The sequence below is a fragment of the Allobosea sp. BE125 genome, from assembly GCF_031456075.1.
Classification (GTDB): Bacteria; Pseudomonadota; Alphaproteobacteria; order Rhizobiales; family Beijerinckiaceae; genus Allobosea.
Genome location: NZ_JAVDTY010000006.1, coordinates 295,673 through 320,358 on the forward strand (window position 1 = coordinate 295,673; position 24,686 = coordinate 320,358).

Sequence of the window (24,686 nt, forward strand, 5' to 3'; positions counted from 1 at the left end):
TCCTTTGTGTCATGTCAGGCGGTCGGCCAAAGCGGCCTTGATCTCGGGAGCAGCGTGCAGCGCGCCGAGAACCGTCAGGGAGGCGATGGCGTCTCTTGCAAGCTTGGGAGAGACGTCGTTTGCGATGATCGCCAGGCCTAGAACCCGGATCTCAAGTCGTTCGCCGGCGGCGATTGCCGCCTCCAGATCCTGCCGGGTGAACGTTCGCAGTCCAAGTTCGAGAGCCAGCCGCGTCGTTGCTTTCTCCGCAACCTCGGAATGCGTCGAAAGCTGGTTGCGGATCGCCGTGCGAATGAAATCCGAGCGGTTCGAGTAAAAGCCATCCCTGACCAGGAGGTCGATACGGCCAAGGTCGACGAAACCCAGATTCAGGGTCAGCTTTTCGCTGTCGGGGGTCTTCATGATCCATCCATATACCATCCATATGGATGGTATATGGATGTCGGCGCGCGGATATCAAGGCATCGATCCACCACGTCCTACGCCAAGGAGCGAACGTCTGGTTCACGGCCCCATTGCCGGGTACGGGCGGGTTTCATGAAGGCGTCGGCCTTGGCCCCGAGCGTCACGACGCCGGCATCCACCACGACGCCGGACTTGTCGAGCAGAGGCTTCGCCTCAGGGCTGAAGCCGATCGCCTTGAGATGGCCGAAGGCATCCCTGACGAAATCGATTGCGGCAGCCTCGGTCAGCAAGGCTTCGCATCCCGTTTCGGACAGGACGATGGCGACGGCGTCGAATAGCACCGACGGCGTGCCGGCCAATTGACCATCGGCCTTCAGTCTGGCGCCCCCTTTCAAGGTCACGCCACCGATCTTGGGGGCGACGATCTTGATGGTTCCGCCTTCGCCTTCGACAGCTGTCCTGACCGCGTCGATCAAGGCCCCATCGGCGCCATCGGAAACCAGGATGCCAACTGCGCGCCCCTTGAGCGTGCCGGGATATTTGCCGACGATGCGCAGCGCAGGGGAGGCTTTCATGGCCTTCGGCTGAACCGCCGGAGCCGAGGCCTTGGGCAGGTCCAGGTTCATGCCGTCCGCGACGCGCTTGGCGAGTGCCTCGTCGACGTTCCGCAGATTGGCGAGAATCTGCAGGCGAACGTGCTCGATCACCACCTTCGACAGCTCAAAGACGAAGGCGCTGGCGATATGAGCTCTTTCGATGTCCGTCTGAGATTGAAAGAACAGCCGCGCCTGCGAGTAGTGATCCGCGAAGCTCTCGGAGCGCAAGCGGATCTTGGTCTCTTCCATCGGCAGGGCGAATGTCCGGAAGCCGCCCTTGGGGTCCTCGTGCGGGCCGCTATCCTCGCCAGCCTCGCCCAGGCTGTTGGGCTCGTAATTGGCCCGCCCTGTGAAGACCTGCGTCTGCATTTGGCCATCGCGCTGCTGGTTCTGAAATGGACAACCCTTGGCCTTGTTGATCGGGATCTGGTGGAAATTCACCGTACCCAGCCGTGAGAGCTGCGTGTCCTGATAGGAGAACAGGCGCCCCTGCAGGAGCGGGTCTTCCGACACGTCGATGCCTGGCGGCATGTTGGTCGGCAGGAAGGCGACCTGCTCGGTCTCGGCGAAGAAGTTGTCGGGGTTCCGGTTCAGGACCATGCGGCCGATGAACCGGATCGGCACCAGCTCCTCGGGAATCAGCTTCGTTGCGTCGAGGATGTCGAAGGGGAGCGCGTCCGCCTGCTTCTGGCTCAGAAGCTGGACACCGAATTCCCATTCCGGAAAATTGCCGGCGGCGATCGCTTCATGCAGGTCACGGCGGTGATAGTCCGGATCGGCGCCGGCGATCTTCACCGCCTCGTCCCAGCAGGTCGATTGGGTGCCGAGCTTGGGACGCCAGTGGAACTTGACGAGCGTTGCTTCGTCCTTGTCGTTCAGCAGCCGGAAAGTGTTGACGCCGAACCCCTCCATCATGCGCAGGGAGCGCGGAATGGTGCGGTCCGACATCGCCCACATGATCATATGGGTCGCTTCCGGCATGAGCCCGATGAAGTCCCAGAAGGTGTCATGCGCGCTGGCCGCTTGCGGATAGCCGCGATCGGCTTCCATCTTCACGGCGTGAATGAGATCGGGAAACTTGATGGCGTCCTGGATGAAGAACACCGGGATGTTGTTGCCGACCAGATCCCAATTGCCTTCCTTGGTATAGAATTTCACGGCAAAGCCGCGAACGTCGCGCGGCGTATCGACGGAACCCGCGCCGCCCGCGACCGTCGAGAAGCGGGTGAAGAGCTCGGTTTTCGCGCCGACTTCGGTCAGGATCTTGGCGCTTGTGAAGTCCGACAGGGATTCCGTCAGCTCGAAATAGCCATGCGCTGCCGAGCCGCGGGCGTGGACGATCCGTTCCGGGATGCGCTCATGATCGAAGTGCTGGATCTTTTCGCGCAGCACGAAATCTTCCAGCAATGTCGGGCCGCGCCTGCCTGCCTTCAGCGAGTTCTGGTTGTCGCTGACGGGCACCCCGTGATTGGTCGTGATCCGCGCATCGGGAGCCACCGCCGTTTGATGGATTTCGCCGCCATTGCCGAAACCGGCTTTCGGCGCTCCGCGTCCTTTTGATGTGGTCATGAGCCTGCTCGCCGCAATGTGCACATATGCGATGACCGCGGCGCGATCTCGCTCAACATGCGTGTGGAACTGGAACGTTTCGCCGCGCCTGCCGTTCCGCCGCTGGCGTCAACTGTTTTGACAGCATCAGCCTGCGGCGATCGACAGGCCGCCTCAAACCGGAAAGCCTGGGCGGCCGCAGCCGCGAGGATCGTGCTGGGCTGTGATGGTGAAGTCGATCATCGAACTGTCTTCGAAAACCGCTGAGAACCCCGGCAGCGTGTGCCGGGGGTCTGATCGATGCCAATCTGGCTTAGGCCGCTTTTGCGACGGCTGCCGAATTGGCGGGGCCGCCGAGCTGCGTGAGAGCCTTGTCCGTCTTGGTTTCCTCCGCGAGGGTCTCGTCGAGGAGCCGGACTGCATCCTTGTGGCCAAGCTGCATCGCCCAGGCCTTGAGCGTGCCGTAGCGCGCCATCTCGTAGTGCTCGACCGCCTGGGCTGAAGCGACGAGACCCGCATCGAGCGCCGGGCTGTCGGCATAGTCCTCCATCACGGCCTTGCCTTCTTCGAGGATGCCCAGAATGGCGTCGCAAGTCTTGGCGCGCGGTGCCTTGCCTATGATCTCGAAGACCTCGCTCAGGCGTTCAACCTGGCCTTCGGTTTCGGTCCTGTGGGTCTCGAAAGCCTTCCTGAGCTCCGGCGCCTTTGCCGCTTTTGCCATTTTGGGCAGCGCCTTAAGAATCTGCTTCTCGGCGTAATAGACGTCCTTGAGCATGTCGTGGAACAGCTCGTCGAGTGGTTTTGGGGTCGTGACCATGACTTGTCTCCGTTGAGGGGGGCTTGCAGGCCAAACCAACCGAGACTGTCGCGAGTTCCGCTCCACAGGCTTATTTATTTCCGGAACCACATCGTAGCTCCGCACGTTTGTACCGGTGAACGGCAGTAAATCTGCAGATTCCCGGAGAATTCAAGATGAAAAACCTGATTATAACTACTGTGTTCGCTTCGGTTTTGTCTTTTGGTGCTTTGGCTCAAACCGCGACGACGTCTCCGCTTCCTTCCCCTAAGGCAGATGCGGACAAAAACGCGCCCCTACCCGGTGCCAATAGCTTCACCGAAGGGCAGGCGACGAGCCGGCTTGAAGCCAATGGATATTCGAACGTCACCGGACTGAAGAAGGACGATAACGGCGTCTGGAAAGGCTCGGCCATGAAGGCCGGCGCCAAGGTCACCGTCTCCGTCGACTATCGCGGCAACATCGTTGGGCAGTGATCTGTACCGCACATGTCACGAATTCAGGAAAAACACATGACCAGCACGATCACACGTTCCTACGATAGCTACGAGACCGCCGTCACCGTCGTAGAGAACCTCGAAGGCGCCGGCATCTCTGGCAACGATATCAGCATCATCGGCCGCGACGAGCAGGCCAAGACCAGCAATTCCGCCGAGGGCGCCGGCATCGGCGCGGGCGTCGGCGGAGCAGCCGGGCTGCTCGCCGGCATCGGCATGCTGGCCATTCCGGGCATCGGCCCCGTGGTCGCTGCTGGATGGCTTGCCGCAACAGCGGTCGGTGCCGTTGCAGGTGCGGCCGCTGGCGGCCTGGTTGGCTCCTTCATCAGCGCCGGAGCCAGCGAGGAGGATTCTCACTACTATGCCGAGACAGTCCGACGCGGTGGCTCCGTCGTATCCGTGAAGGCGTCGGATGAGCACCGCGCGACCGTGGAGGCGATCATGGACGGCGCCGCACCGATCAATCGGGAGGCCCGCATAGCCCAATACCGCGAGGAAGGCTGGACACGCTTCGACGAGAAGACCGTGCCGAACAGCCGCGTGGCGGACGACCTGAACCGGCCCAAACTCCCGGTCGACTAGAAGCGTTTTCAAGCGAGGCGGACTCCGGTTCGCGTTAAGAAAACGCATCAAAACAAAGAGCTGGAGCAATCGAACGATCCAACTCGATCGGACATTGCTCCACGGCGGCTTTCCTCTCTTGTGATGCCAAGTATGCAGATGGCCTCCAGCTTCATCGCTGGAGGCCATTTCCGTTCGGCGGGCAAAGCCACGCCTCTCGATACGCTACGACTCGATGCGCGCGACGACCCCTTGCACGTTGATGCTGGCGTGTCGGCGTTGATGAAACGGAGCAACTCCGCAGCCAGCACCTCGGGCGCCTCCTCGGCCATGTGATGCCCGCTATCGATGCCATGGCCGCGCAGGTCCGGCGCCCAGGGCCTCCAGACCGCCAGGACATCACCGTATAGCGCCTCCAGATCGTCGCGCAGCGACCAGAGGCTCAACATCGGACATTGCAAGACCTTGCCTTGGCGGCGATCCTCTTCGTCATGCAGGCGGTCGATGCCGAGGCCCGCCCGATAGTCCTCGATCATGCCATGGACTGTCCGCGGGTCGTGGATGGCGCGTTGGAAATCGGCACCATGTCCTCGGATTGAGCCTGGGCAATGAGCAAACGGTCGAACGGGTCCTTACGCGCAATGTTCATCTCACCAGCCAGTCGGGCATGGTGGACGGTGATCGCCAGTTCAGCAAAGCCCTGATCGGCGATGATCGCCTTGAAGTCCTGCGCGAGCAGCGCCGCGTCGGGGAGCTTGCCGATCCGGAATTTGGTGGCGATCTCCATGGCCGAGGCGGCGCTGACGGCGATGCTGTTGACCTCGTCCCCGATAGCCTCGCGGGGAGGGCGGCTCAGCGCCTCATCACCCGCAAGCCACCAGATCAGAGCACGGGTATCGAGCAGCAGCCTCACGTGAGATTCCAACCCCCGAGTTCAGTCTCGGGCAGCGGCTCGTCAAAGCGCGCATCGACGGCGATCTTTCCTTTGAGCGCGCCAAAGCGCCGCTTGCCGCGTGGCGCGACTGGCACCAGGCGCAAAACCGGCACGCTGCCACGGGCAATGACCACATCTGCGCCCTCAAGCGCGTCCCCGATCAGTTTGGACAGGTTGGTTTTGGCATCGTGAACCGAGAACTCGGCCATCGGCATCTCCTTAGCTAGGAACATAGCTAAAGGGGCCCGAGCTAAGCACGAGCCATGCCGTTCAGCTGGGGCGGCGGCAGCCTTGCCGATATCGGCAGCCACGGCGAGATCGCGTTTCCCCCGATGCGCTGGACGAGTGATTCAAGACTGCATATCAATACTATCCGATTTTTATTATGGATCGTCCCGTGTGGACCCTCTCAGCGATGTCATAGCCCTGCTCCGGCCGAACACGGCGATCTCCAAGCCGATTACCGGGCGGGGCCACTGGGGTGTCCGCTATGCGGCGCATGACGCACCCGGCTTCACCATCATTCTGAAGGGCGAATGCTGGATTTGCCTCGCGGGGCAAGAGCCCTTGCGGTTGCAGGAAGGTGCGTTCCTTCTCCTTCCCTCCACGCCGGCCTTCACCTTGAGCAGCCATCCGGAGGTCGCCTGCGAACCACGCGATCCCATGCACGCGCCCGTCCGCCACGGCGAGCAGGAGGGCGAGGCGGATTTCGAATCGCTGGGGGGCACCTTTCGTATCGAACCGGTGAACGCGCCGCTGCTGCTGGCGCTTCTCCCGCGCATGATCCACATCCCGGCCTCGGAGCCGCGCTCGGCACGGCTGGGCCGGGTGATCGAACTGATCGCGGAAGAATGCGCCGGCAGCGAGCCGGGTAGGGAGATGATCCTCCAGCGTATGCTCGAAGTCCTGCTTGTCGAAGCCCTTCGCTGGCGCGGCATGGCGCCTGATGACGCCCAGGCCGGCCTCCTCAAGGGGATGCGCGATCCCGCTCTCGCCCGCGTCCTCGGTGCCATGCACGCCGATGTTCGGGCCGGTTGGACGGTTGCCGCCCTGGCGAAGGTTGCCGGGCAGTCCCGCTCGGCCTTCGCCGCGCGCTTCGGCGCGGTGCTGGGCTGCGGGCCGATCGAATATCTCGCCCGCTGGCGGATGGCGCTCGCCAAAGACGCGCTGATGCGCGGCGCCAAGACGCTCGACAGGATCGCCGACGAGATCGGCTATGAATCCGCGAGCGCCTTCAGCACGGCATTCCGCAAGCGGCTGGGCTGCCCGCCCGGAAAGTTCGCCCGGATCGGCGCCGTCGCCGATCCCGCTTAGGGCCGCTCGGGCCGGGCCGAGTGAAGCTGGACGATTGGAAAATAATACTGGACTTTGAATTATGTCTCGTCCGTTCGCCTGAGCTTACAAGGACCCCTTCAGAAACAGATGGAGGTTCCCATGCAAACGATCCTGATCACCGGCACGTCATCGGGCTATGGCCTTGAGACCGCGCGTCATTTCCTGTCCAAGGGCTGGCGTGTCATCGCCACCATGCGGCGGCCCGAGGCGGGCGCCCTGCCGCATTCGCAGAACCTGCGCATCCTGCCGCTCGATGTAACAAGCCAGGAGAGCATCGCGGCAATGGTCGCGGCCGCGGGCCCGATTGATGCGCTCGTCAACAATGCGGGCATCGGCGTCGTCGGCGCGTTCGAAGCCACGCCGCTCTCCCATATCCGCAAGGTGTTCGACACCAACACCTTCGGCGTCATGGCGATGTGCCAGGCGCTCATCCCGCTGATGCGCGAGCGTCGATCCGGCGTCATCGTCAACGTGACATCAAGCGTCACACTCGCGGCGATGCCGCTGGCGGCGGCCTATACCGCCAGCAAGCAGGCCATAGAAGGGTTCACCGGCTCGCTCGCCCATGAACTCGGGCATTTCGACGTTCGCGTGAAGCTGGTGGAGCCGGGATATGCGCCAACCACGCGTTTCGCCGAGAACACCGACATCCGCGTCGAGGACCTGATTCCGCCGGCCTATGCCGGTTTCGCGGCACCCATCTTCGAAGCCTTCGCCAAACCTGCGCTGACGACGAAGGAGACCGATGTCGCCGAGGCTGTCTGGGCTGCCATCCACGATACCACCGGCCAGCTTCATTTTCCGGCCGGGGCCGATGCGGTCGCCCTCCATGAAGCCCGCCGCGGCTGAGGTTCGCCTGCGTTCGAAGCTATGGCGGAGCATGGAACGATGGGCGTCGGCCGCTTGGCCGACGCCGCAGGGGATGATCGCGCCATGGCGGGAAATCGGCGGCAATCGCCGGCAAGTCATTCGCCAAACCGCCTAGTTTGGCAAAGATGGCGGGCGGAGAACGAAGAAACGGAGAATTGCGTCTACTCCATAGCCCTCCATGGTCCTTCCATGTAATTCATAGTTCAACGGTGAAAGATGACGAGGCGATAGCCTGTTTTGTGCGCGGTGGGCCGGAAAGTACTTCTCATATTGGCTATGGCGGCGAGCGGGTAGCCAGATTGTGGCCCGCTTCAGGTCCGCGTACCTTCGGCCCGGATCCGGGGGAAGCGGCGAGGAGCAGATTCCGTATGGCGAAGCTCGTCTTTGCATTGAACCAGTCGCTGGACGGTTACGTCGACCACATGGCGTTTGCGCCCGATCCTACGCTTTTTCGTCATTTCATCGATGATGTGCGTGGCCTGGCCGGCAGTGTGTACGGTCGCCGCATGTACGAGACGATGCGGTATTGGGACGAAGATCGCCCCGAGTGGGACGAGGCGCGGCGTGACTATGCGGTGGCGTGGCGTAGCCAACCCAAATGGGTCGTGTCGCGCTCGATGAAGTCGGTCGGCCCGAACGCCACTCTTGTCGAGGATGAGGTCGAGGCGGCGATACGCCGGCTGAAAGCTCAACGCGATGGGGTGATTGAAGTCTCCGGACCAGCGTTGGCGAGAAGCCTGACGGATCTAGGCCTCGTCGACGAGTATCAATTGTACATGCATCCCTTTGTGCTCGGCGGCGGCAAGCCGTTCTTCGCCGGCCCACGGCCGCCCCTGCGCCTCGTGGCAAGCGATCGTATCGGCGAGAGCGTGGTCAGGTTGACATACGTGCCAGCATAGTCGGGGCGATTAGCCGACGGAACTGAAGTGGCCGCTTTGGGGATCGGCGACGGCGCTCTCATGCCGTATGACTTGCCTCTGCATGGATGGTGCGGCCGCAATCCGCGACGCTTCGTGGAAAGCCGATCGACGCTCCCGGCATCACGGCTCGCCGGTATCGTCCCCAGGCGCTTCAGCGGTTGCGGGGCGTTGACCAGCCCAGGTCAACAGCGCGTCGAGTGCAGGGCACAGGGCTTGCCCCCAGTCGGTCAGCGCATACTCGACCTTCGGCGGCACCCGATGATGGACGATGCGACGAACGATGCCGTCCTGCTCCATCTGTCGAAGCTGCTGGATCAGCATCTTCTGCGATACCGCCGGGATCGCCCGTTCGAGCTCCGAGAAGCGCTGAACCCGTCCCCCGAACAGATGGAAGAGAATGGTCAGCTTCCAGCGCCCTTCGAGCAGCTTCAGCGCCTGCTCGACGCCCTCGGCCGCCGTTTCGCGCGTATAGACCACAGGGCTGGGCTTACTTTCAGGTGAGTACCTTACTTTTTCGTCGGTTCTTGTCATTTCGTCAGGTTAGGGCGAACTCTTCCGGGATGCAACACCGTCGCCGCGATGGCGCCGATTGCCACGAAGAGGAAAACCCATGTCCATCTCCTTGCCAAAACCCATCGCCGCCTATTTCGCCGCCGACCGCACGCAGCGCACCGGCGTCGCCGATTGTTTCACCGAGGCCGGCGTCGTGAAGGATGAGGGAAAGACCTATGCTGGCCGCGAGGCGATCCGCCGCTGGAAGACGCAAGCCTCCACCAAATACACTTATGTCAGCGAGCCCTTCGCCATCGAGCAGGAGGAGGGCCGGGCTATCGTCACCAGCCGGGTGACTGGAAATTTCCCCGGCAGTCCGGTCGATCTGCGCTACAGCTTCGTCCTCGAGGCCGACAAGATCGCCAGCCTGGAGATCGGGCTATGAGCTTCGATCTCGGTTTGAAGGGACGCCGTGCCCTGGTGACGGGCGGCACCAAAGGCGTCGGTGCGGCTGTCGTCGATGTGCTCGGGAAAGCCGGGGTTCGGATCGTGACGACCGCGCGTGCCGTCCCCGAAACATCCGCCTCGGGCATCTCCTATATCGCCGCCGATCTCAACACGGCCGAGGGGTGCGCGCATGTCGCGGCCAGCGTCCTCGACCAGCTCGGCGGTGTCGATATCATCGTCAATGTCGTCGGCGGATCAGCTGCGCCGCCCGGTGGCTTCGCGGTCATCGACGACGCGATCTGGGAACGGGAGCTGAACCTCAACCTGATGTCGGCGGTCCGGATCGACCGCGCGCTGCTGCCGTCGATGATCGCTCAGGGATCGGGCGTCATCATCCATGTGACGTCGATCCAGCATCAATTGCCGCTGCCGCAATCGACCACCGCTTACGCAGCAGCCAAGGCAGCGCTCTCCACCTATAGCAAAAGCCTCTCCAAGGAGGTCACGCCGAAAGGCGTTCGCGTGGTTCGTGTCTCGCCCGGCTGGGTCGAGACGGAGGCTGCGGCTACTTTTGTCGAGCGGCTGGCGACTGAGGCCGGCACGGATTACGAAGGCGGCAAGGCCATCGTCATGCAAGGGCTGGGTGGTATTCCCCTCGGCCGGCCGGCACGTCCATCCGAGGTTGGCGACCTCATCGCATTCCTTGTCTCGCCGCGCGCCGGCGCCATCACCGGCACGGAGTATGTCATCGACGGCGGAACCGTGCCGACAGCCTGAACCCAGGGCGGAGGGGCTCGATCGGTGATCCGTCATGGCGTGTCATCGGCGGAGCCGGCGGGCGAAATGCGCCGTTCGTGCTTTAGCGATCGACGCCCGCGAGGTGCGGAGCCGGTTCGCAATACTCGATCAGCAGTTCGGTGAGGACCCGTATCTTCCGTGCGGGATGCTGACCTGGCGGGCGGATGACATAGGCACCGGCCGGAGGTGGTGGATGACGCGTCATGACCGGCATGAGCGCACCCGAAGCGATATGTTCATGGGTCAGGCAATCCGGCAGGTAGGCGATGCCTAACCCTGCTGCCGCGGCGGCGACCAGAGCAATGCCGTTGTCGGCCTTGAAGCGCCCCTGCGGACGAACCGTGATGATCTTGTCGCCTTCCATGAGTTGCCAAGCTTCGGTGCCCTGCATGAGAGCCTCATGGGTGAGGAGCTCCTCCGGCGTCTCGGGCGACCCATGCGCCTTGATGTAGTCCGGGCTTGCGACGAACTTCCCATGGATTGGTCCGACGCGTCTTGCGATCAGGTTTGAATCCTGAAGATAGCCAACCCGGATCGCACAATCATAACCCTCTGTGATGAGATCGACGAAGCGATCACTGTAGCAGGTGTGGATGTGGAGCTCGGGGTGGCGGCGCGCCATTTCCGCGAGAATGGGAGCAAAGTGCGTCTGGCCGAAAGAAAGCGGCACGGCAACGCGCAAGCGGCCGCGAAGCTCACCGGCGGGCAGGATCGTTTCCCTGGCCACGTCGATCTCGGCGCAGACTCTGGCTGCATAATCTCGGAACGTGGCCCCTGCTTCCGTGAGAGCGGCGCCCCGGGTGGTCCGAGCGAGAAGCTGGACACCAAGTTCCGCTTCAAGCCGGAAGAGCCGCCGACTGACGATTGACTTGGAGACGCCGAGCCGGAGCGCAGCGGGCGACACTCCTCCGGCATCAGCCACTTCCACGAAGGTCTGCAATTCCTCGATGTCCATTTGGCGTTCCCCTTTCCGCGACACAGCTCGGCATAAAACGGCGCTAGCGCATCTCAAATAGGAACGGCAATGCTGGTTCCAGGCAATGTCGCCGCTGGCGCATGTCTACAGCAAAGCCAATGCCGCTCATGGGCGGCAGCAAGGATGTAATAATGACCTTTCGTAACGGACTTGCTTCGCTTCTTCGCCCCGAAGACTCGGTACTCGTCCTCATCGACCACCAGCCCTACCAGCTTGCCAACCTCAACAGCCACGACCCGCATGCGGTGGTCAACAATTCGACGGCGCTGGCGAAGGCCGCCAAGGCATTCGGCGTCCCCACCATCCTGACGAGCGTCATTGCCGAGCGGGGCGGCCTCATCTTCCCCCAGATCACCGACGTGTTTCCCGGCCACGAGGTCATCGACCGGACGTTGATCAACACCTGGGAAGACAGGAAGGTCGTGGACGCGGTCAAGGCGACCGACCGCAAGCAGCTCATCATCGCCGGCCTATGGACCGAGATCTGCGTCGCGATGCCGGTGATCCAGGCGCTGGGCGAAGGCTGGGATGTCACGGTCATCACGGACGCCTCGGGCGGCACGTCGGTCGAAGCGCATGAGGTCGCCATCCAGCGCATGATTGCGGCCGGCGCGAACATGATGACCTGGCTGGCGCTGGCGGCCGAATGGCAGCGCGACTGGGCGCGCACCGAGCACGCCGGCGAGCTGACGGAAGTGCTCAAGCAGCACGCCGCTGGCAGCGGCATCGCGTATCTGTGGGAGCAGCAGTTGCTCAACACGCCGGTGCCGAGCACCGCGGGCTGATCTAGGCGGGGATGCGGAGATTCTCGAACGGCGCGTTGCGAAAAGGCGGATTGCCTAGCGAGCCTCTTCATCCCCTCTCAATAGGAAGACCGTCCATGCCGTAATGCACGCGGCCGGGTCTGGTGGTCCGCACTCCCGCGGCTTTCAGCCCGTCGCAGGACGGAGCCGCCGATTCCATCACCCGCGCTGGCGCGCCAGCCAGACGGTTCGACGACCGCAGCTCGGGTCTTCCACGGCGTGATCGACAACGGCAAAGCCGGCGGCGTCCAGCAACACGCGATATTCGTCCGGGCCGAGGCTGCCATGGTAGAGCGGATCGCCCTCCAATTCACCAATCGCCTGACCTTCGGCAGGCCCGCTGGTGAACATCAGCGCGGCGCCCGCTGCGGCATGAGCCTGGAAACGCGGGAACATGGCGCGCTGGTCCTTGGGTGAGAGGTAAAAAAAGCTGTCCCAGGCAAGCAAGCCTGCGAAACGCCGGCCCAAGGCAAGCTCGCGCATATCCGCCAGATGCGCCGGGGCGCCCGGCAGGTTGCGCTGAAACAGCGCGAGCATCGCCGGTGTGCCGTCGAGCCCGGTCACCTCAAAGCCGCGTCGGATCAGCTCGCGGGCAATCGGCAGGCCGGAGCCGCAGCCAATGTCGAGCACTCCAGCCCCAGTGGGAAGCTGGTCGCAGAAACGATCGAGCCATGAACCCTCGGCCAGGCGGTCACCGCGCAGCCTGGCCCAGGCGCAGCCATGGCGCTGGTAAACCGCGATCACGGCATCTTCGGCGCGACCGGTCATGCTCCCTCCGTGGCAAGCTACCTTGGCGCCCGAACGGCCGCTCTTCAAGCATCGCATAAGTGGCGGGGACGGTCAGGCCGTGGGTGCTTCCCGCCCTTGCAGCAGGCCCGGGGGGCCTTTAGCAATCCAGGTTTTGACGGTCCGAAAAGCCGAGGGTAGGCCAGTAATTTCCGTCACTTGGAAGTACGCCAGACAGCATCCGTGCGGGCGTCACCTGTTACGGTACGGAAAGCTGGCGTTGAGACAATGCATGCTGGGATGTTAAGGCATTCGTCATATTTGACGGTGTGAATGAAACGCCTCGGCATACCGGAAAGTAAAATTTGAAACTTCTGCGTATCCTTATCGGCGTCGTTCTGCTGCTTGGCGGCCTGTTTGTGCTGGTTGGCGAATATTTCGCAGGAACCTCGGCCGATGCGACGATCAATGCGCGGATCAATGTGATCCGCGCGCCGATCGAGGGACAGGTCAGCCTTGCCGTCAGGAGCATCGGCGCGCGGGTGAACGCCGGCGAACTGGTCGCCGACATCGCCGATGAGCGCTTCGACACCGCCCGCCTGCTCGATCTCGAACGCGATCGTGACAACCAGCAGATCGAGCTCAGGCGCGTCGCCACGCAAAAGACCGCGCTGAGCCAGGCGCGCGCGGGGTTTGCTGCGCAGCTCGCCGATTATCAGAAGGGGCGCGTCAGCCAGATCGAGGCGCGCATAGCCGAGGGCAGGGCGGCCCAGGACGCCGCGCTCGCACGCCTGCGAGAGGCCGACGGGGCCTTGAAGCGCGCCAATGATCTGAGCGATCGCGGCGTGCAGACCGCGGCCAATCTGGAACGCGCGCGCGCCGCCCAGGACGTCGCCCAGCAGGATCTCGAAAGCGCCCGGCAGCGCAGCAACTATCTCGCCACCGAGCTGGCTTCGGCCCGCGGCGGCGTCTTCATCGGCGATTCCTACAATGACGCGCCGTTCTCGTCGCAGCGCGTCCGCGAGCTCGACCTGCGTCTCGCCGAGCTTGCCGCCGAACAGGAGCAGATCGAAGCGCGCAGCGCCCAGTTCGAGCGCCAGATCAGGGCCGAGCGGGTCCGCGTCAGCCGCCTGACCTCGGCGACGCTCAACGCCCGCGTCGCCGGCATGGCCTGGGACTTCCTGGTCGATGACGGCGAATATGCGCGCCGCGGCCAGGATCTGGTGAAGCTCGTCGACTGCCGGAGTCTTGTCGTGACCGCGAGCGTGACGGAGGCGCTCTATGACAGCCTCTCGATCGGGACATCCGTGCAGTTCCGCCTGTTCGGCGACGATCGCATCTTCGATGGCACGATCACGCGTCTGGGCGGCTCGGGCGCCTCGACCCTCTACGCCAATCTCGCGGTCGGGCCGAGTGCCGAGCATCTGGAACGCTTCGATGTGACGGTGAACGTGCCCGAGCTTGCCAATCAGCCCGACCTCTCCTGCGCGATCGGCCGGACGGGGCGTGTCATCTTCTCGAGCGGGCCGTTGGCGACGCTGCGTCGCTTCCTGACCCGCTACGGGGTCTGATGCTCGCCCTGCCGCCTTTGCTGGCGGCTTTCGCCGGCGCGGCCGTGGTCATCGGCCTGCGCCTGCTACTGCTGCCCTTGCTCGATCCCAGGCTCTGGTATTGGCGCGCGCTCCTGCTCGGCGCGGCGACGCTGCTGGCCTGGCGCTATGTGATCTGGCGCTTCACCGACACGGTTGCGCCGCTGGCCTGGACCACCGACGCCGTGCTGAGCTGGGGCTTCGCGTTGCTGGAGGCGCTCACCGTGCTGTCCTCGACCATCGCCTTCTTCATCCTATCGCGGGTGAAGGAGCGCAGCACCGAGGCCGACCGCAACAAGGGCTGGTGGCGGCCCGCTTCAGCGCCGCGCGTCGACATCCTCATCGCGACCTACAATGAACAGCGCGAGGTGCTCGAGCGCACGATTATCGGCGCCAAGGCCGTGATGTTTCCCAATCTGGGGATCTTCATCCTGGATGACGGCCGGCGCCCCTGGCTGCGGGAGCTCTGCGAGCGGCATCGCATCGGCTATTTCATTCGCCCCGACAATGCCCATGCCAAGGCCGGCAACATCAATCATGCGCTGGCGCAGAGGGCCAAGGATGCCGATCCACCCGCTTTCGTCGCGGTGCTCGACGCCGATTTCGTGCCGCATACCGATTTCGTCGAACGGGCCGTGGCGCTTTTCCACGATCGCGCGACCGGCCTTGTCCAGACGCCGCAGCACTTCTTCAACCCCGACCCGATCCAGCACAACCTCGGCATCAGCTCGGCCTATCCCGACGAGCAGAGGCATTTCTTCGACAATGTCGAGCCGGCCCGCGACGCCTGGGGGATCGCCGTCTGCTGCGGCACCTCCTCGATGGTCAGGGTCGAGGCCCTCGAGGCGATCGGCGGCTTTCCCACGGAAAGCGTGACCGAGGATTTTCTGCTGACCCTGCGGTTGGCCGAAAACGGCTGGAACACCGTCTATCTCAACGAGCCTTTGACCGAAGGCCTCGCCCCGGAGGGCCTGCAGGAGTATATCGTCCAGCGCGGCCGCTGGTGCCTGGGCATGATGCAGATCGTGCGCAACGTCTATAACCCGTTCGGCGGCCACAAGCTGAGCTTCATCCACCGGCTCAGCGTGTTCGACTCGCTGCTCTACTGGACCACGACCTTCCCCTTCCGCCTCGCCAGCATCATCGGCCCGCTGCTCTACTGGTGGTTCGGCGTCACGATCGTCAACGCTTCGGTCGCCGATATCATCATCTACTACGTACCCTACTATATTGCCGTCATGGCCGTGCTGAACTGGCTCTCGAAAGGGCTGTTCATCCCGATCGTCAACGACGTCGCCCAGCTCATGGCCGCCTGGCCGATCACGCGCGCCTGCGCGCTCGGGCTGCTGACGCCCGGGCCGCACCGCTTCTCCGTGACCGCCAAGGGCGGCGACCGGACCAAGGTGATCGTGCAATGGCCGATGATGTGGCCCTTCATCGTGTTCTTCGGCCTCACCATCGGCGGCCTCGTCCTGAATCTGAGCTCCGACTTTCTGGTCAACAACGCCGCCCGCGCCGGTGACGGCATGGCCGTGGTGATGTTCTGGACAGTCTACAACCTGCTTGTCCTGTTGGTGGCGATCGCTGCCTGCATCGAGCAGCCGCGCTTCAACCGCCCGATGCGCCAGATCATCGAGCCGGTGACCCTCACCGTCTCCGGCGATGAGCATCGTGGCTGGCTGGTCAATCTCGGCGTCGGCGGCGCCAGGATCAGCGGCCCCTCCGGCCTCTCGGTGGGGGCGCAGGGCAGCCTGCGCCTGCCGATCATCGGGGAAATCCAGGCGCACGTCATCGCGCCGACGCTGGATGGCTACCGCATCGGGCTCACACCCAGCGAAGAACAGCGCGAGCGGATCATCGCGCGGCTGCACACCGCCGCAATGCCGCCCGGCACCGGCAAGGGCGATATCGGCCAGATGATCCGCGAGCTCGCCCGCGCCTTGACGCGATGAAGGGGAAAACGATGGCAAGCGGACAATTGAGCCTGCGCTCCATGGTCTTTGGCGGTGGCGCCGTCTTGATGCTCATGCCCGCCATTATCGCGGGCACCTTCTACACCGGCGCCCTGCAGCGGCGCGCCGAGACGCTCCTCGTCGAGAGGCTGAAGGCGCGTGGCGAACTGAGCGCCGATCAGCTCGGCCGGCGCCTCAACCAGCTCTGGCAGGAGGTCAGCGCGCTCTCGAAGATCATCGATGTCGACGACCTCGCGAAAAGCCGTGACAGTCTCAACCTCATCAGCCAGCTCGACACGCGCTATTCCTGGATCGGGGTCGCGGATGTGGAGGGCACCGTGCTCACCGCCTCGCGTGGCATGCTCGAAGGGCAAAGCGTTGCCGAGCGGCCCTGGTTCCGTCGCGGCCTTAGAGGGCCCACCGCGGTCGATGTCCACCAGGCCCAGATGCTGGCGAAGCTGATGCCAGCCTCTGCGGAGCCCTATCATTTCATCGACATGGCGGCGCCGATCCAGAAGTCGAACGCCGTGATCGGTGTCGTCGGTGCCCATCTCGACTGGCGCTGGGTCGTCGACAGTCTGAACAATCTGCAGGCGCCGGGGATCGACCTTCTCCTGCTCTCGCGCGACCGGACGGTGCTTTACGGCCCGGCCAACCTGATCGACAAGCCACTGGATATCGGGGCCGCCCAGGCCGCCAACCGCGTGACCCTGGCCGTGCTGGACGAACGCTGGCCCGATGGAAAGGACTATGTGACGGTTGTGGTTCCGACCGTGTCATCTGGAGACCTGCCCGGTTTCGGCTGGTCGCTTCTCGTCCGGCAGAACCTGGATGAAGCACTCGCCACGACGCGCGAGCTCGTCCGCACCTTCTGGCTGATGCTCGGCGCGGGCGCGACCGTGGCGCTGGCGCTGCTCTTCCTTGGTTCGCACTGGATCACGACGCCGTTGCGCCGGCTCGCCAGCTCGTCGGAAGCCATCGTCGCGGATGGCGAGCAAACCATACCCTATGTCGAGACCCGCTATGCGGAAGCCGCGCGCCTGAGCCACGCGCTGGTCAGGCTCCAGTCCAGGATATTGCGGAGATGATCGCCTGCGCCTGTCCGCCAAAGCCGCAATGCCGCCCCCGGCAGAACGCGCTACCCCGACGGATAATGGGGGGGGCGGCGTTGGGGCCGAGCGAGCCAGGCGGCGCGAAAGAGCCGCATGCGATTAGATACCTATACGTAAGCTGAGCCGATGCCGCGCGGAATTCGTGCTACAGTCCTTGAACAGCGCCAAACCAGCCCCTGCAAGCCCGGATGAAGCCATGCCGTTTCGGTCCATCGTCGCGACGCCGGAAGAGCTCGCGCAGATCGTGACCGCGTTCGAAGAGGCCTGGCGGCAGATCGAAACGAGAGGCGAGATCGCCCCGCTCGGAGTGCCGGCCGAGCGCGAGCGCCTCGGCTACATCGTGGCGGGGCTTTGGAACGCAAAGATCCCCGGGCAACTGGTCGAGCTGGCTGTCGCGCAATTCGATGCGACGGCGGTTCAGCCGGCTGCGTTCGCCAATGGCGTTCCGCCACTCGATCCTTGATTGCGGCCGCACCGCGCGTCTCAATCCGCTTCCGCCGCTACCGATCCTGAAGACTATCCTGCGCTGGTTTGCGCGCAGCGGCCGCTCGCCTCGCCGCGCTCGCCATAAGAGCTGGCCCGCCAGAGCGCACCCGCCAAGAGGCGGCCTGCTCTGGCACCGGGCGTTTATTTTAGGCCTGGACCTGCTAGGTCTGCCCGAGGTGTCGTCCAGTCGCCGCGTCGCCTGGCGCGACGGGACGAGTCGGGGGCGCGGCGCGCCACAGGGACAAGCAGGCATTTCAATGTTGAGCGCTCGGGAAACGCGGCCTCCGATCAGCCATCGACTGGCGGACCACCTGAGATCGACCGTCGCGGTCGAACGCAGCGCGATCGGAGATCTGCGTCTGGCGGAAGTGCTGTGCTTCATCGCCGGGGCGACCAATGCCGGTGGCTTCCTGGCAGTGGGACAATACACCTCGCATATGTCGGGCATCGTCTCGTCGATCGCCGACAATGTGGTGCTTGGCAGCTTCGCGCTCGTCGGCGTCGCGCTCCTTGCCTTGGTCGCATTTCTAGCCGGCGCGGCTTTGTCGGCGATCCTGATCAACTGGGGCCGGAGAAACCAGAAATCGGCCCGGTTCGCCTATCCCCTGTTCGTCGAGGCCGGCCTGCTGCTCTGCTTTGGGCTTTCCGGTCATTTCTTCAATGGAACGGCCGCCTTCGTCGCCATCGCGATCCCGTTGCTCTGTTTCATCATGGGGCTGCAGAATGCGATGGTGACAAAAATCTCCAATGCCCGGATGCGTACGACGCATGTCACGGGCATGGTGACGGATCTTGGAATCGAGCTCGGCAAGCTGGTCTACGTCAATGTAACGCCCGGGAAACGCCCCAGGGTCGTCGCCAGCCGAACGAAATTGCGCATCCTGACGACGCTGATCGGCCTGTTCCTGTTCGGAGGGATAGTCGGCGCGGTCGGGTTCAAGCAGATCGGCTACATCACCACCGTTCCGCTCGCGCTTGCGCTCGTGCTGCTCGCTGGATTTCCGCTCATCCTGACGCGACCAAGACCTCCTCAGGATGAGACATCCTCAGGATGAGGGCTGAGGGAAACTCAACCGGTCTCTGAGGCGCTCGCCTGACGCCTTGTTGTCAAAGACGGCTCTTCGGGGCAGCGTGCGACGATCCGGAGCCTGGCCATGACCATCACCATCACCGCCTTTGAACGATCTCCCGATCGCGGCAGGGGGCTGGCGCGGGACATGCGCGTGCGCTGGGCGCTTGAAGAGGTTGGCCAGCCCTATGATGTCCGGCTGCTGTCGTTCGGGGAGATGAAACAGCCTGCGCATCTGGCGCTGCATCCTTTCGGGCAGATCCCGACCTATGAGGAGGGCGATCTCGCCTTGTTCGAGTCAGGCGCGATCGTGTTCCATATCGCCGAGCAGCATGCGGGCCTGCTGCCCGACGATGCGAAGGCCCGGGCGCGCGCGATCGCCTGGATGTTTGCCGCGCTCAACACGCTGGAGCCGCCGATCTTCGAGCGCGCGCTTGCCACGATCTTCGAGCGCGACGAGCCCTGGTACGCGCAGCGCCTGCATGCGCTCGAGGACAGCATCGGGAAGCGGCTGGGCGCGCTGTCCAGCCGCCTTGGCAATGCCGACTGGCTTGATGGCGCGTTCAGCGCCGGCGACCTGTTGATGGTGACGGTGCTGCGCCGGCTGCAGGGATCGGGCCTGCTGGAGGCGTATCCAAACCTCTCCGCCTATGTCGCCCGCGCTGAAGCGCGGCCGGCATACAAGCGTGCCTTCGAGGCGCAGCTGGCGGTTTTCACCGCTGCATCGACCAGTGGGTAGAGCGCCGCCGGGACTTATGGGCAGATGCGCTAACATACGCGACGAACCCGCGAATCTCGTGACGGCCTTTCCGAAAGCCTTGAAAGAGTCCGCCTTCGATGCACCGCCCCCGGTGGCATTAGGAGGCGTGCATTGGCGATGACGTGAACGGCTCGGTTACGTCTGTCTACGGAAGGGCCGCTCCAGGAATGGCAACCACGTTGAATTCGATGGCGCGCTCGATCTGGCTGTTTCCCATGGCAGGGCTGATCGCCCGGAAGTCGACAGAGGTCATCCCGAGGCTTGCGCCGATTTGACGCCATTCGCCTCGGATCGTAGTTGCCATCGCGGCGACCAGCTTACACGCTTCGCCCTCCGTCAGCCCAAAATAGGGAGCCACGGCGACCACGCTCTCGATATCGAGAGCATTGCCATGAACCTCGGAGATCGCGGTCTTCAAGGTCGAGCCTTCCTCGGGAACGGGATTGATGTCGAAGGCTGGAGAGAGCCCCCATTTGCCGTTCCCTCGGTAGAGGAAGCCGAGATTGCGCAGGTGGTCGTCGGTGTTCTGGATGAGAACGTTGAACATCAGCCGGCGATAGAGTTCGCGCGTGTCCCCCTTCGGATCGAAGGAATGTACGAGCATCTGGTGGGCGACATCGACATAGTTGCCCGGATCGGTTCCCGGCAGGCCCATAAAGGTCTGGGCCGAGATAAATGGAATGCGGGTCTTGCCGGAGCGGTCGAAGCGCTTGACCATCGCGACTGGAAAGCGCTGACCGCTGGCCAGGACATCGGCAGTCGAAGCTGCGATGCCGACGCGCGCGGCAAGCCTCAGTGCCATCACCTCTGCGCGCGCGATCGCGTACTGGTCATCGATCTTGGCGAGCTTGACGATCCACAGCGATCCATCTTCAGCAAGGGCATTCACCTTCGGACGAGCGCCGCCCAGCGAGCCAATCGCGTTCTTTAGCAGCCCGCCCCCCAGAAATTCTGCACGACGCTCGCGATAGCGGGCGGGATCGGCATCGAACGCTCGGGCTTCCGCGATCACCTGATGCAGATCGAGCAGTCTTGGAATCGACATGCCACCCGGTCCTTCCCGGGGAGCGGCGAGCGCCGTCGCGTCGGCTTCGGGACCGTCAAAGTAACGCAGCGCGCCGGATCGAAGGAAATCGTCCGACTCCAGAAGATAATCGAGATCAGACGAGACCCTCCCGCCCAAGGCGGCTTTGATGATGGCTTTCCCCCAGGAGTCAGGTGAGCCATCCGCCACCGGTGACGGCAAAGGTGAGCCGTCGACAACCTTGTTCGTGTAGTAGGGGGGGGCGGTGAGCGGCATGTGCGGTGCCAGCGGGAAGGCATTCTTCGAGGCCAGCCAGGCTGGATCATAGGAGAACGCCGAGGTTTCTTTGGTCCCTGTCACGTCGACGATCAATTCGCCAACGGGAGCAGCGGCAGCACCGATGCGGACATAAATCTTGCGCGTCGGCATCACCACCCCACATAACCTTTGTCGGTCGGCACCGGCTCGGATTCATCGGTATCCAGCGCACTCTGGGATAGAACTCCGCGCCGCCTGGAGATCCGCTTCGGAACATCTTGACGCATGAGCATGAGACCAACCTCGTCCTTGGGTTGGTCGACGAGATTGCTGAGAAGATCGAGCCGACCGAGCGCGAACAGAGCCATCGCGAGCGTATTCAGCGAAACACCCGGGTCGCCGTTCTCAAGACGGTACAACGTCGCCCGCGAGATCCCCATTTGCGTGGCGAATTCTTCGGCCGGAATACGCCGGATCCGCCTCGCCAAGGAAATATCGTGGCCGAGCTTTGTGATCGCACGCGCCACGGCAGGATAGATCGGCGAGCCCTTCGTCGTCGGAATTCCGCTTTCGCGTTTCATGTTTTATATCCGTGACGTTATTGTAGAAAACGTATCAGATACGAGACATAGCACATCGCGTCGCAAAAATCCATGAGGACATCGCTGTGTTTCGTATATGAGACATAAATGGATTATGTGCATCATATACAAGGCGCAATAAACCGATCGCCGCCAGCGCCCATCGCGCCAAGTGAGAAGTCATTCCGCCCCGGTGAGCGACCAGATCTCGGTCGAATGGGGCCGCATCGCCGCGATCGGGCCGCGCGGCGACGTCGAGAGATTGATCGCGGCCACGGCGATCGTGCACGATCTCATCCGCTTTCGCCGGCTGCGTCGCGCCATGCGGCGCAATCAAGCGAGAGCGGTGAGGGCTTCTGTCCCTGTCGGCGAAGCCCTCACGCTCAGGCGCCAGGCCTGAGCCAGTCCGCCTCAGACCTGGGCCAGCCCGCCATCGACGAAGACTTCGCCGCCAGTCATGAAGCTGCTGTCCGAGGAGGCCAGGAACGCGGCCACCGCCCCTGTCTCCGCCGGGTCGCCCATGCGGCCGATCGGCGTCGTCGCTCCGAGCGCGTCCAACGCCTCCTCGCCCACGACCTCGATCGCCAGCTCCGTCCTGGTCGGCCCGGGAGACAGCACATTGACGCGGATGCCGGTGCCGCGCAGGTCCAGCGCCCAGCTTCGCGCCAGGTTGCGGATCGCCGCCTTGGTGGCGCTGTAGATGCTGAACTGCGGTGTCCCCATCACGCCCGTGCTCGAGCCGGTGAGGATGATCGACGATCCCGCCGCCATCAGCGGCAGGGCCTTCTGCACCGTGAAGATCAGCCCTTTCACATTGACGTCGAAGATCTGGTCGTAATGCTCGGGCGTGATCTCGCCGAGCGGGGCGAACGACCCGGTCCCCGCATTGGCGAACAGGATGTCGAGCCCGCCGCGTTCGGCTTTCACCGTCTCGTAGAGCCGGTCGAGGTCGGCCAGATCGGTCACCGAACCGCTCACCGCACGCGCGTTGGGGCCGAGCTGGGCCGCTGCAGCGTCGAGCGCTTCCCGCCGCCGCCCGAAGAGATAGACGAAGGCGCCTTCGTCGATGAACCGCTTGGCGGCCCCGAGGCCGATGCCGCTTCCGCCGCCCGTCACCACTGCTGTCTTACCCTGCAATCTGCTCATGATGTGCTCCTGCACTGGATCACGTCGCATTCGGACGGAACCGTCCGAATGCCGAAAACGTGATCGCTTCCAAGGGCTCAGAGCATTGCTCCCACGAAAAACCGGTAACCGCTTTTTCGCGCAAGGCTCTGAGGTTGCACTGAGCTGGAGACCTACCCACCTATCGACAAGTATGCACCTTTTGGTAAGAGCCTGGAAAATGTCATCAGATCGTTCAAACCCGACCTCGCCACTGGTGCAGGCTCCACTGCCGGTCCAGAATTGCACCCCGACATTGCCCGGCTTCACCTGCGGGCTCGACGCGACCTTGCGGGTCGTCGCCGGCAAGTGGAAGCCGCTGATCCTGTACTTCCTCGCCCAGGGCGGCCCGACCCGCTATGGCGAGCTGCGGCGGGCGGTGCGTGACGTTAGCGACAAGATGCTGATCCAGCAGCTCAAGGAGCTGGAGGCCGACGGCCTGGTGAAGCGGACCGACTACAGGGAGGTCCCGCCGCGGGTGGATTACAGCCTGACCGCGCTGGGCCACAGCCTGGCCGAAGCCCTCGTACCGCTCTGCGCGTGGGGCACGGACAACCTCGCCGAGGTCACCCGCGTCTTCGCCCGGCGCGAGGCCTTGAACGACAGGGGCAGGTCTTGAAGGGCAGGGGCAGCTCTTGAACGGCATAGAGCAGAAGCGGCGTCGCCAGGATCGACCCGCTGCCGCCGACAAGGCCCAGCGTGAACCCGACCAGGCTGCCCGAACCGATCGCAATCAGCATCTGCGCCGTCATCACCGGCTCCCGCCAGGCTGCCGCCCTATGAGGCGGTCATGGAGCATCATTCCCGCGAGCATGGCCGCGACGAAAAGCACGACCGGGGCGAGCCCGAGCGAGAGCGCGGCCAGCGCCGGGCCGGGGCACAGGCCCGCCATGCCCCAGCCGACCCCGAAGATCGCCGAGCCCAGGATCAGGCGTTGGTCGATCGGCGTTGTCGCGGGCAGGTGGAATGCGGAATCGAAGGCGGGCCGCCGCAGATTGCGGCGCAGGGCCATCGCCGCGAAGGCGACAGCGACGGCTCCGCCCAGGACGAAGGCGAGACTGGGATCCCAATCGCCGGCGACATCGAGGAAGCCGCGCACGCGAGCGGGATCGAGCATGCCCGACAGCGACAGGCCGAGCCCGAAGATGGCGCCGGCAAGCAGCGCGACCGGGACTTGTGCGACCGAGACTTGCGGGGCGAGGATTTGCGCGGACGAACTCCGAGCCGGACGCATCATGGCGAAATCAGCCTCATCAGGGTGACGGTTGCGACGCCGGTCGCAAGGAAGCTGGCGACCGCGGCGAGCGAGCGCGGCGACAGCCTTGCAAGCCCGACCACGCCATGCCCGCTGGTGCAGCCCGAGCCCATCCGGCTGCCGAAGCCGACCAAGAGCCCGGCGATAATGATGACCGGCAAGGAGGCCGTGATCGTCACGGAGGGCCACGCGCCGGAGCCGAGCCGATAGAGCGGCGGGCCGATCATGAGCCCGATGACGAAGGCGGCGTTGGTGGGCATTTGCGTGCCTCGCGCGAGCCGGCCGAGAATGCCGCTGATGCCGGCGACGCGGCCGTTGAGCAGAAGCAGCATGCCGGCGGAAACTCCGATCAGCATGCCGCCGATGAGAGAAGGCCAGTAGGCAGTCATGGCACGGGCTCCTGGGCGCAGAAGATGGCATGAAGCGCGGCAACGAGGCTCGCCGCCTTCTGCTCGGTCAAGCGGTAGAAGATCTGCCGGGCCTCGCGCCGCGTCTCGACGATGCCGGCTTCGCGCAGCACCGTAAGCTGCTGCGAGAGCGTCGGCTGGTGGATGTCCAGCATCTCTTCGAGCCGGCCGACGGAATATTCGCCCTCAACCAGCATGCAGACGATCATCAGCCGGTTGGGATGGGCGAGCGTCTTGAGCAGGGCGGCAACCTCCGCCGCCCGGCCCGCCAGCTCCGCGCGATTGATCGGCGCCTGCGTCACGGGTGCCTGTATCATGGGAGCCT

31 protein-coding genes and 1 pseudogene are annotated in these 24,686 nt (G+C 64.0%); 17 read left to right on the forward strand and 15 right to left on the reverse strand.

All coding sequences use genetic code 11. The features are described 5' to 3' along the window. Positions 1-9 precede the first annotated feature (9 nt). Positions 10-402, reverse strand: a complete 393-nt coding sequence (locus tag J2Y55_RS16070) for a CopG family transcriptional regulator (protein ID WP_310155151.1) — start codon at positions 400-402, stop codon at positions 10-12. A 77-nt stretch (positions 403-479) separates the two neighbouring features. Continuing rightward, the gene (locus J2Y55_RS16075; RefSeq protein ID WP_310155154.1) at positions 480-2,570 is read right to left on the reverse strand and encodes a catalase; all 2,091 of its coding nucleotides are present in this window, start codon (positions 2,568-2,570) and stop codon (positions 480-482) included. A gap of 57 nt (positions 2,571-2,627) precedes the next feature. On the opposite strand from J2Y55_RS16075, the gene J2Y55_RS16080 reads away from it, so the two are divergent. Next, positions 2,628-2,816 (forward strand): hypothetical protein, encoded by a 189-nt coding sequence (locus J2Y55_RS16080; RefSeq protein WP_310155158.1) that lies wholly within the window; start codon positions 2,628-2,630, stop codon positions 2,814-2,816. Between the two features lie 46 nt (positions 2,817-2,862). On the opposite strand, the gene J2Y55_RS16085 is transcribed toward J2Y55_RS16080, so the two are convergent. After that, positions 2,863-3,366 (reverse strand): YciE/YciF ferroxidase family protein, encoded by a 504-nt coding sequence (locus tag J2Y55_RS16085; RefSeq protein WP_310155160.1) that lies wholly within the window; start codon positions 3,364-3,366, stop codon positions 2,863-2,865. Between the two features lie 155 nt (positions 3,367-3,521). Between J2Y55_RS16085 and J2Y55_RS16090 the strand changes: the two genes are divergently transcribed. Both J2Y55_RS16090 and J2Y55_RS16095 read left to right on the forward strand, forming a co-directional pair. Next, positions 3,522-3,821: a hypothetical protein gene (locus J2Y55_RS16090; RefSeq protein WP_310155164.1), complete on the forward strand. Its 300-nt coding sequence runs from the start codon at positions 3,522-3,524 to the stop codon at positions 3,819-3,821. 36 nt (positions 3,822-3,857) lie between these two features. Continuing rightward, entirely contained in the window at positions 3,858-4,424 is a 567-nt protein-coding gene (locus tag J2Y55_RS16095) for a hypothetical protein (RefSeq protein ID WP_310155167.1), read from the forward strand. A 47-nt stretch (positions 4,425-4,471) separates the two neighbouring features. On the opposite strand, the gene J2Y55_RS16100 is transcribed toward J2Y55_RS16095, so the two are convergent. The 3 genes from J2Y55_RS16100 to J2Y55_RS16110 are packed head-to-tail and all read right to left on the reverse strand — an operon-like array spanning position 4,472 to position 5,546. Then, positions 4,472-4,939, reverse strand: coding sequence for an alpha/beta fold hydrolase (locus J2Y55_RS16100; protein ID WP_404978936.1), 468 nt, complete (start codon positions 4,937-4,939; stop codon positions 4,472-4,474). Further along, on the reverse strand, positions 4,936-5,316 hold the full coding sequence (locus J2Y55_RS16105) for a type II toxin-antitoxin system VapC family toxin (RefSeq protein WP_310155170.1): 381 nt from the start codon (positions 5,314-5,316) through the stop codon (positions 4,936-4,938). Before J2Y55_RS16105 ends, J2Y55_RS16100 begins: the two co-directional genes overlap by 4 nt. Next, complete coding sequence (locus tag J2Y55_RS16110; protein ID WP_310155173.1) at positions 5,313-5,546, reverse strand: type II toxin-antitoxin system Phd/YefM family antitoxin; 234 nt, start codon at positions 5,544-5,546, stop codon at positions 5,313-5,315. Before J2Y55_RS16110 ends, J2Y55_RS16105 begins: the two co-directional genes overlap by 4 nt. 190 nt (positions 5,547-5,736) lie before the next feature. Here J2Y55_RS16110 and J2Y55_RS16115 point away from each other — a divergent pair, with 190 nt between their 5' ends. From J2Y55_RS16115 to J2Y55_RS16125, 3 genes are all read left to right on the forward strand, one after another. Continuing rightward, positions 5,737-6,651: an AraC family transcriptional regulator gene (locus J2Y55_RS16115; RefSeq protein ID WP_310155332.1), complete on the forward strand. Its 915-nt coding sequence runs from the start codon at positions 5,737-5,739 to the stop codon at positions 6,649-6,651. A gap of 120 nt (positions 6,652-6,771) precedes the next feature. After that, positions 6,772-7,521 (forward strand): SDR family oxidoreductase, encoded by a 750-nt coding sequence (locus J2Y55_RS16120; RefSeq protein WP_310155176.1) that lies wholly within the window; start codon positions 6,772-6,774, stop codon positions 7,519-7,521. 389 nt (positions 7,522-7,910) lie between these two features. Continuing rightward, the gene (locus J2Y55_RS16125) at positions 7,911-8,441 is read left to right on the forward strand and encodes a dihydrofolate reductase family protein (protein ID WP_310155179.1); all 531 of its coding nucleotides are present in this window, start codon (positions 7,911-7,913) and stop codon (positions 8,439-8,441) included. Positions 8,442-8,582: 141 nt separating this feature from the next. Here J2Y55_RS16125 and J2Y55_RS16130 read toward each other — a convergent pair whose 3' ends face one another. Then, entirely contained in the window at positions 8,583-8,993 is a 411-nt protein-coding gene (locus tag J2Y55_RS16130; RefSeq protein WP_310155183.1) for a winged helix-turn-helix transcriptional regulator, read from the reverse strand. Between the two features lie 79 nt (positions 8,994-9,072). On the opposite strand from J2Y55_RS16130, the gene J2Y55_RS16135 reads away from it, so the two are divergent. Together J2Y55_RS16135 and J2Y55_RS16140 are read left to right on the forward strand one after the other, a co-directional pair. Further along, positions 9,073-9,399, forward strand: coding sequence for a nuclear transport factor 2-like protein (locus J2Y55_RS16135; RefSeq protein ID WP_310155185.1), 327 nt, complete (start codon positions 9,073-9,075; stop codon positions 9,397-9,399). Continuing rightward, the gene (locus tag J2Y55_RS16140; RefSeq protein WP_310155188.1) at positions 9,396-10,178 is read left to right on the forward strand and encodes an SDR family oxidoreductase; all 783 of its coding nucleotides are present in this window, start codon (positions 9,396-9,398) and stop codon (positions 10,176-10,178) included. The genes J2Y55_RS16135 and J2Y55_RS16140 overlap by 4 nt, the downstream gene beginning before the upstream one ends. A gap of 82 nt (positions 10,179-10,260) precedes the next feature. Here the strand turns inward: J2Y55_RS16140 and J2Y55_RS16145 are convergent, their stop codons facing one another. Further along, positions 10,261-11,154 (reverse strand): LysR family transcriptional regulator, encoded by an 894-nt coding sequence (locus tag J2Y55_RS16145; RefSeq protein WP_310155191.1) that lies wholly within the window; start codon positions 11,152-11,154, stop codon positions 10,261-10,263. Positions 11,155-11,306: 152 nt separating this feature from the next. Here J2Y55_RS16145 and J2Y55_RS16150 point away from each other — a divergent pair, with 152 nt between their 5' ends. Next, the gene (locus tag J2Y55_RS16150) at positions 11,307-11,960 is read left to right on the forward strand and encodes a hydrolase (protein WP_310155194.1); all 654 of its coding nucleotides are present in this window, start codon (positions 11,307-11,309) and stop codon (positions 11,958-11,960) included. A gap of 177 nt (positions 11,961-12,137) precedes the next feature. Here the strand turns inward: J2Y55_RS16150 and J2Y55_RS16155 are convergent, their stop codons facing one another. Further along, the gene (locus J2Y55_RS16155; RefSeq protein ID WP_310155197.1) at positions 12,138-12,794 is read right to left on the reverse strand and encodes a methyltransferase domain-containing protein; all 657 of its coding nucleotides are present in this window, start codon (positions 12,792-12,794) and stop codon (positions 12,138-12,140) included. A gap of 275 nt (positions 12,795-13,069) precedes the next feature. Between J2Y55_RS16155 and J2Y55_RS16160 the strand changes: the two genes are divergently transcribed. The 6 genes from J2Y55_RS16160 to J2Y55_RS16185 all read left to right on the forward strand — a co-directional run bounded on the left by J2Y55_RS16160 (position 13,070) and on the right by J2Y55_RS16185 (position 19,651). Continuing rightward, positions 13,070-14,275: an HlyD family secretion protein gene (locus tag J2Y55_RS16160; RefSeq protein WP_310155199.1), complete on the forward strand. Its 1,206-nt coding sequence runs from the start codon at positions 13,070-13,072 to the stop codon at positions 14,273-14,275. After that, a complete protein-coding gene (locus J2Y55_RS16165; protein WP_310155202.1) occupies positions 14,275-16,245 on the forward strand; it encodes a glycosyltransferase in 1,971 nt (656 codons plus the stop codon). Before J2Y55_RS16160 ends, J2Y55_RS16165 begins: the two co-directional genes overlap by 1 nt. A gap of 11 nt (positions 16,246-16,256) precedes the next feature. Continuing rightward, positions 16,257-17,333, forward strand: a complete 1,077-nt coding sequence (locus J2Y55_RS16170) for a cache domain-containing protein (RefSeq protein ID WP_310155205.1) — start codon at positions 16,257-16,259, stop codon at positions 17,331-17,333. Between the two features lie 220 nt (positions 17,334-17,553). Then, on the forward strand, positions 17,554-17,820 hold the full coding sequence (locus J2Y55_RS16175; protein ID WP_310155207.1) for a hypothetical protein: 267 nt from the start codon (positions 17,554-17,556) through the stop codon (positions 17,818-17,820). A gap of 283 nt (positions 17,821-18,103) precedes the next feature. Next, positions 18,104-18,898 carry a YoaK family protein gene (locus tag J2Y55_RS16180; protein WP_404978937.1) on the forward strand — a complete coding sequence of 265 codons (795 nt, stop codon included), beginning with the start codon at positions 18,104-18,106 and terminating at the stop codon, positions 18,896-18,898. A 99-nt stretch (positions 18,899-18,997) separates the two neighbouring features. Continuing rightward, positions 18,998-19,651 carry a glutathione S-transferase family protein gene (locus J2Y55_RS16185; RefSeq protein WP_310155210.1) on the forward strand — a complete coding sequence of 218 codons (654 nt, stop codon included), beginning with the start codon at positions 18,998-19,000 and terminating at the stop codon, positions 19,649-19,651. A 166-nt stretch (positions 19,652-19,817) separates the two neighbouring features. Here J2Y55_RS16185 and J2Y55_RS16190 read toward each other — a convergent pair whose 3' ends face one another. Both J2Y55_RS16190 and J2Y55_RS16195 read right to left on the reverse strand, forming a co-directional pair. Continuing rightward, positions 19,818-21,125, reverse strand: coding sequence for a type II toxin-antitoxin system HipA family toxin (locus J2Y55_RS16190; protein WP_310155213.1), 1,308 nt, complete (start codon positions 21,123-21,125; stop codon positions 19,818-19,820). Beyond that, a complete protein-coding gene (locus J2Y55_RS16195; protein WP_310155216.1) occupies positions 21,125-21,535 on the reverse strand; it encodes a helix-turn-helix domain-containing protein in 411 nt (136 codons plus the stop codon). Before J2Y55_RS16195 ends, J2Y55_RS16190 begins: the two co-directional genes overlap by 1 nt. A 190-nt stretch (positions 21,536-21,725) precedes the next feature. Here J2Y55_RS16195 and J2Y55_RS30120 point away from each other — a divergent pair. Continuing rightward, positions 21,726-21,935, forward strand: a pseudogene (locus tag J2Y55_RS30120) (hypothetical protein); the annotation flags it as partial. 11 nt (positions 21,936-21,946) lie between these two features. Here J2Y55_RS30120 and J2Y55_RS16205 read toward each other — a convergent pair. Beyond that, a complete protein-coding gene (locus tag J2Y55_RS16205) occupies positions 21,947-22,681 on the reverse strand; it encodes an SDR family NAD(P)-dependent oxidoreductase (RefSeq protein ID WP_310155219.1) in 735 nt (244 codons plus the stop codon). 274 nt (positions 22,682-22,955) lie between these two features. On the opposite strand from J2Y55_RS16205, the gene J2Y55_RS16210 reads away from it, so the two are divergent. Continuing rightward, on the forward strand, positions 22,956-23,318 hold the full coding sequence (locus J2Y55_RS16210) for a winged helix-turn-helix transcriptional regulator (RefSeq protein ID WP_310155334.1): 363 nt from the start codon (positions 22,956-22,958) through the stop codon (positions 23,316-23,318). 132 nt (positions 23,319-23,450) lie between these two features. Here the strand turns inward: J2Y55_RS16210 and J2Y55_RS16215 are convergent, their stop codons facing one another. The 3 genes from J2Y55_RS16215 to bigR are packed head-to-tail and all read right to left on the reverse strand — an operon-like array spanning position 23,451 to position 24,678. Then, positions 23,451-23,936, reverse strand: a complete 486-nt coding sequence (locus tag J2Y55_RS16215; RefSeq protein ID WP_310155221.1) for a DUF6691 family protein — start codon at positions 23,934-23,936, stop codon at positions 23,451-23,453. Then, positions 23,933-24,343: a YeeE/YedE family protein gene (locus tag J2Y55_RS16220; protein ID WP_310155223.1), complete on the reverse strand. Its 411-nt coding sequence runs from the start codon at positions 24,341-24,343 to the stop codon at positions 23,933-23,935. The genes J2Y55_RS16215 and J2Y55_RS16220 overlap by 4 nt, the downstream gene beginning before the upstream one ends. Then, complete coding sequence (gene bigR / locus J2Y55_RS16225) at positions 24,340-24,678, reverse strand: sulfite-sensing transcriptional repressor BigR (protein ID WP_310155226.1); 339 nt, start codon at positions 24,676-24,678, stop codon at positions 24,340-24,342. Before bigR ends, J2Y55_RS16220 begins: the two co-directional genes overlap by 4 nt. Positions 24,679-24,686 lie beyond the last annotated feature (8 nt).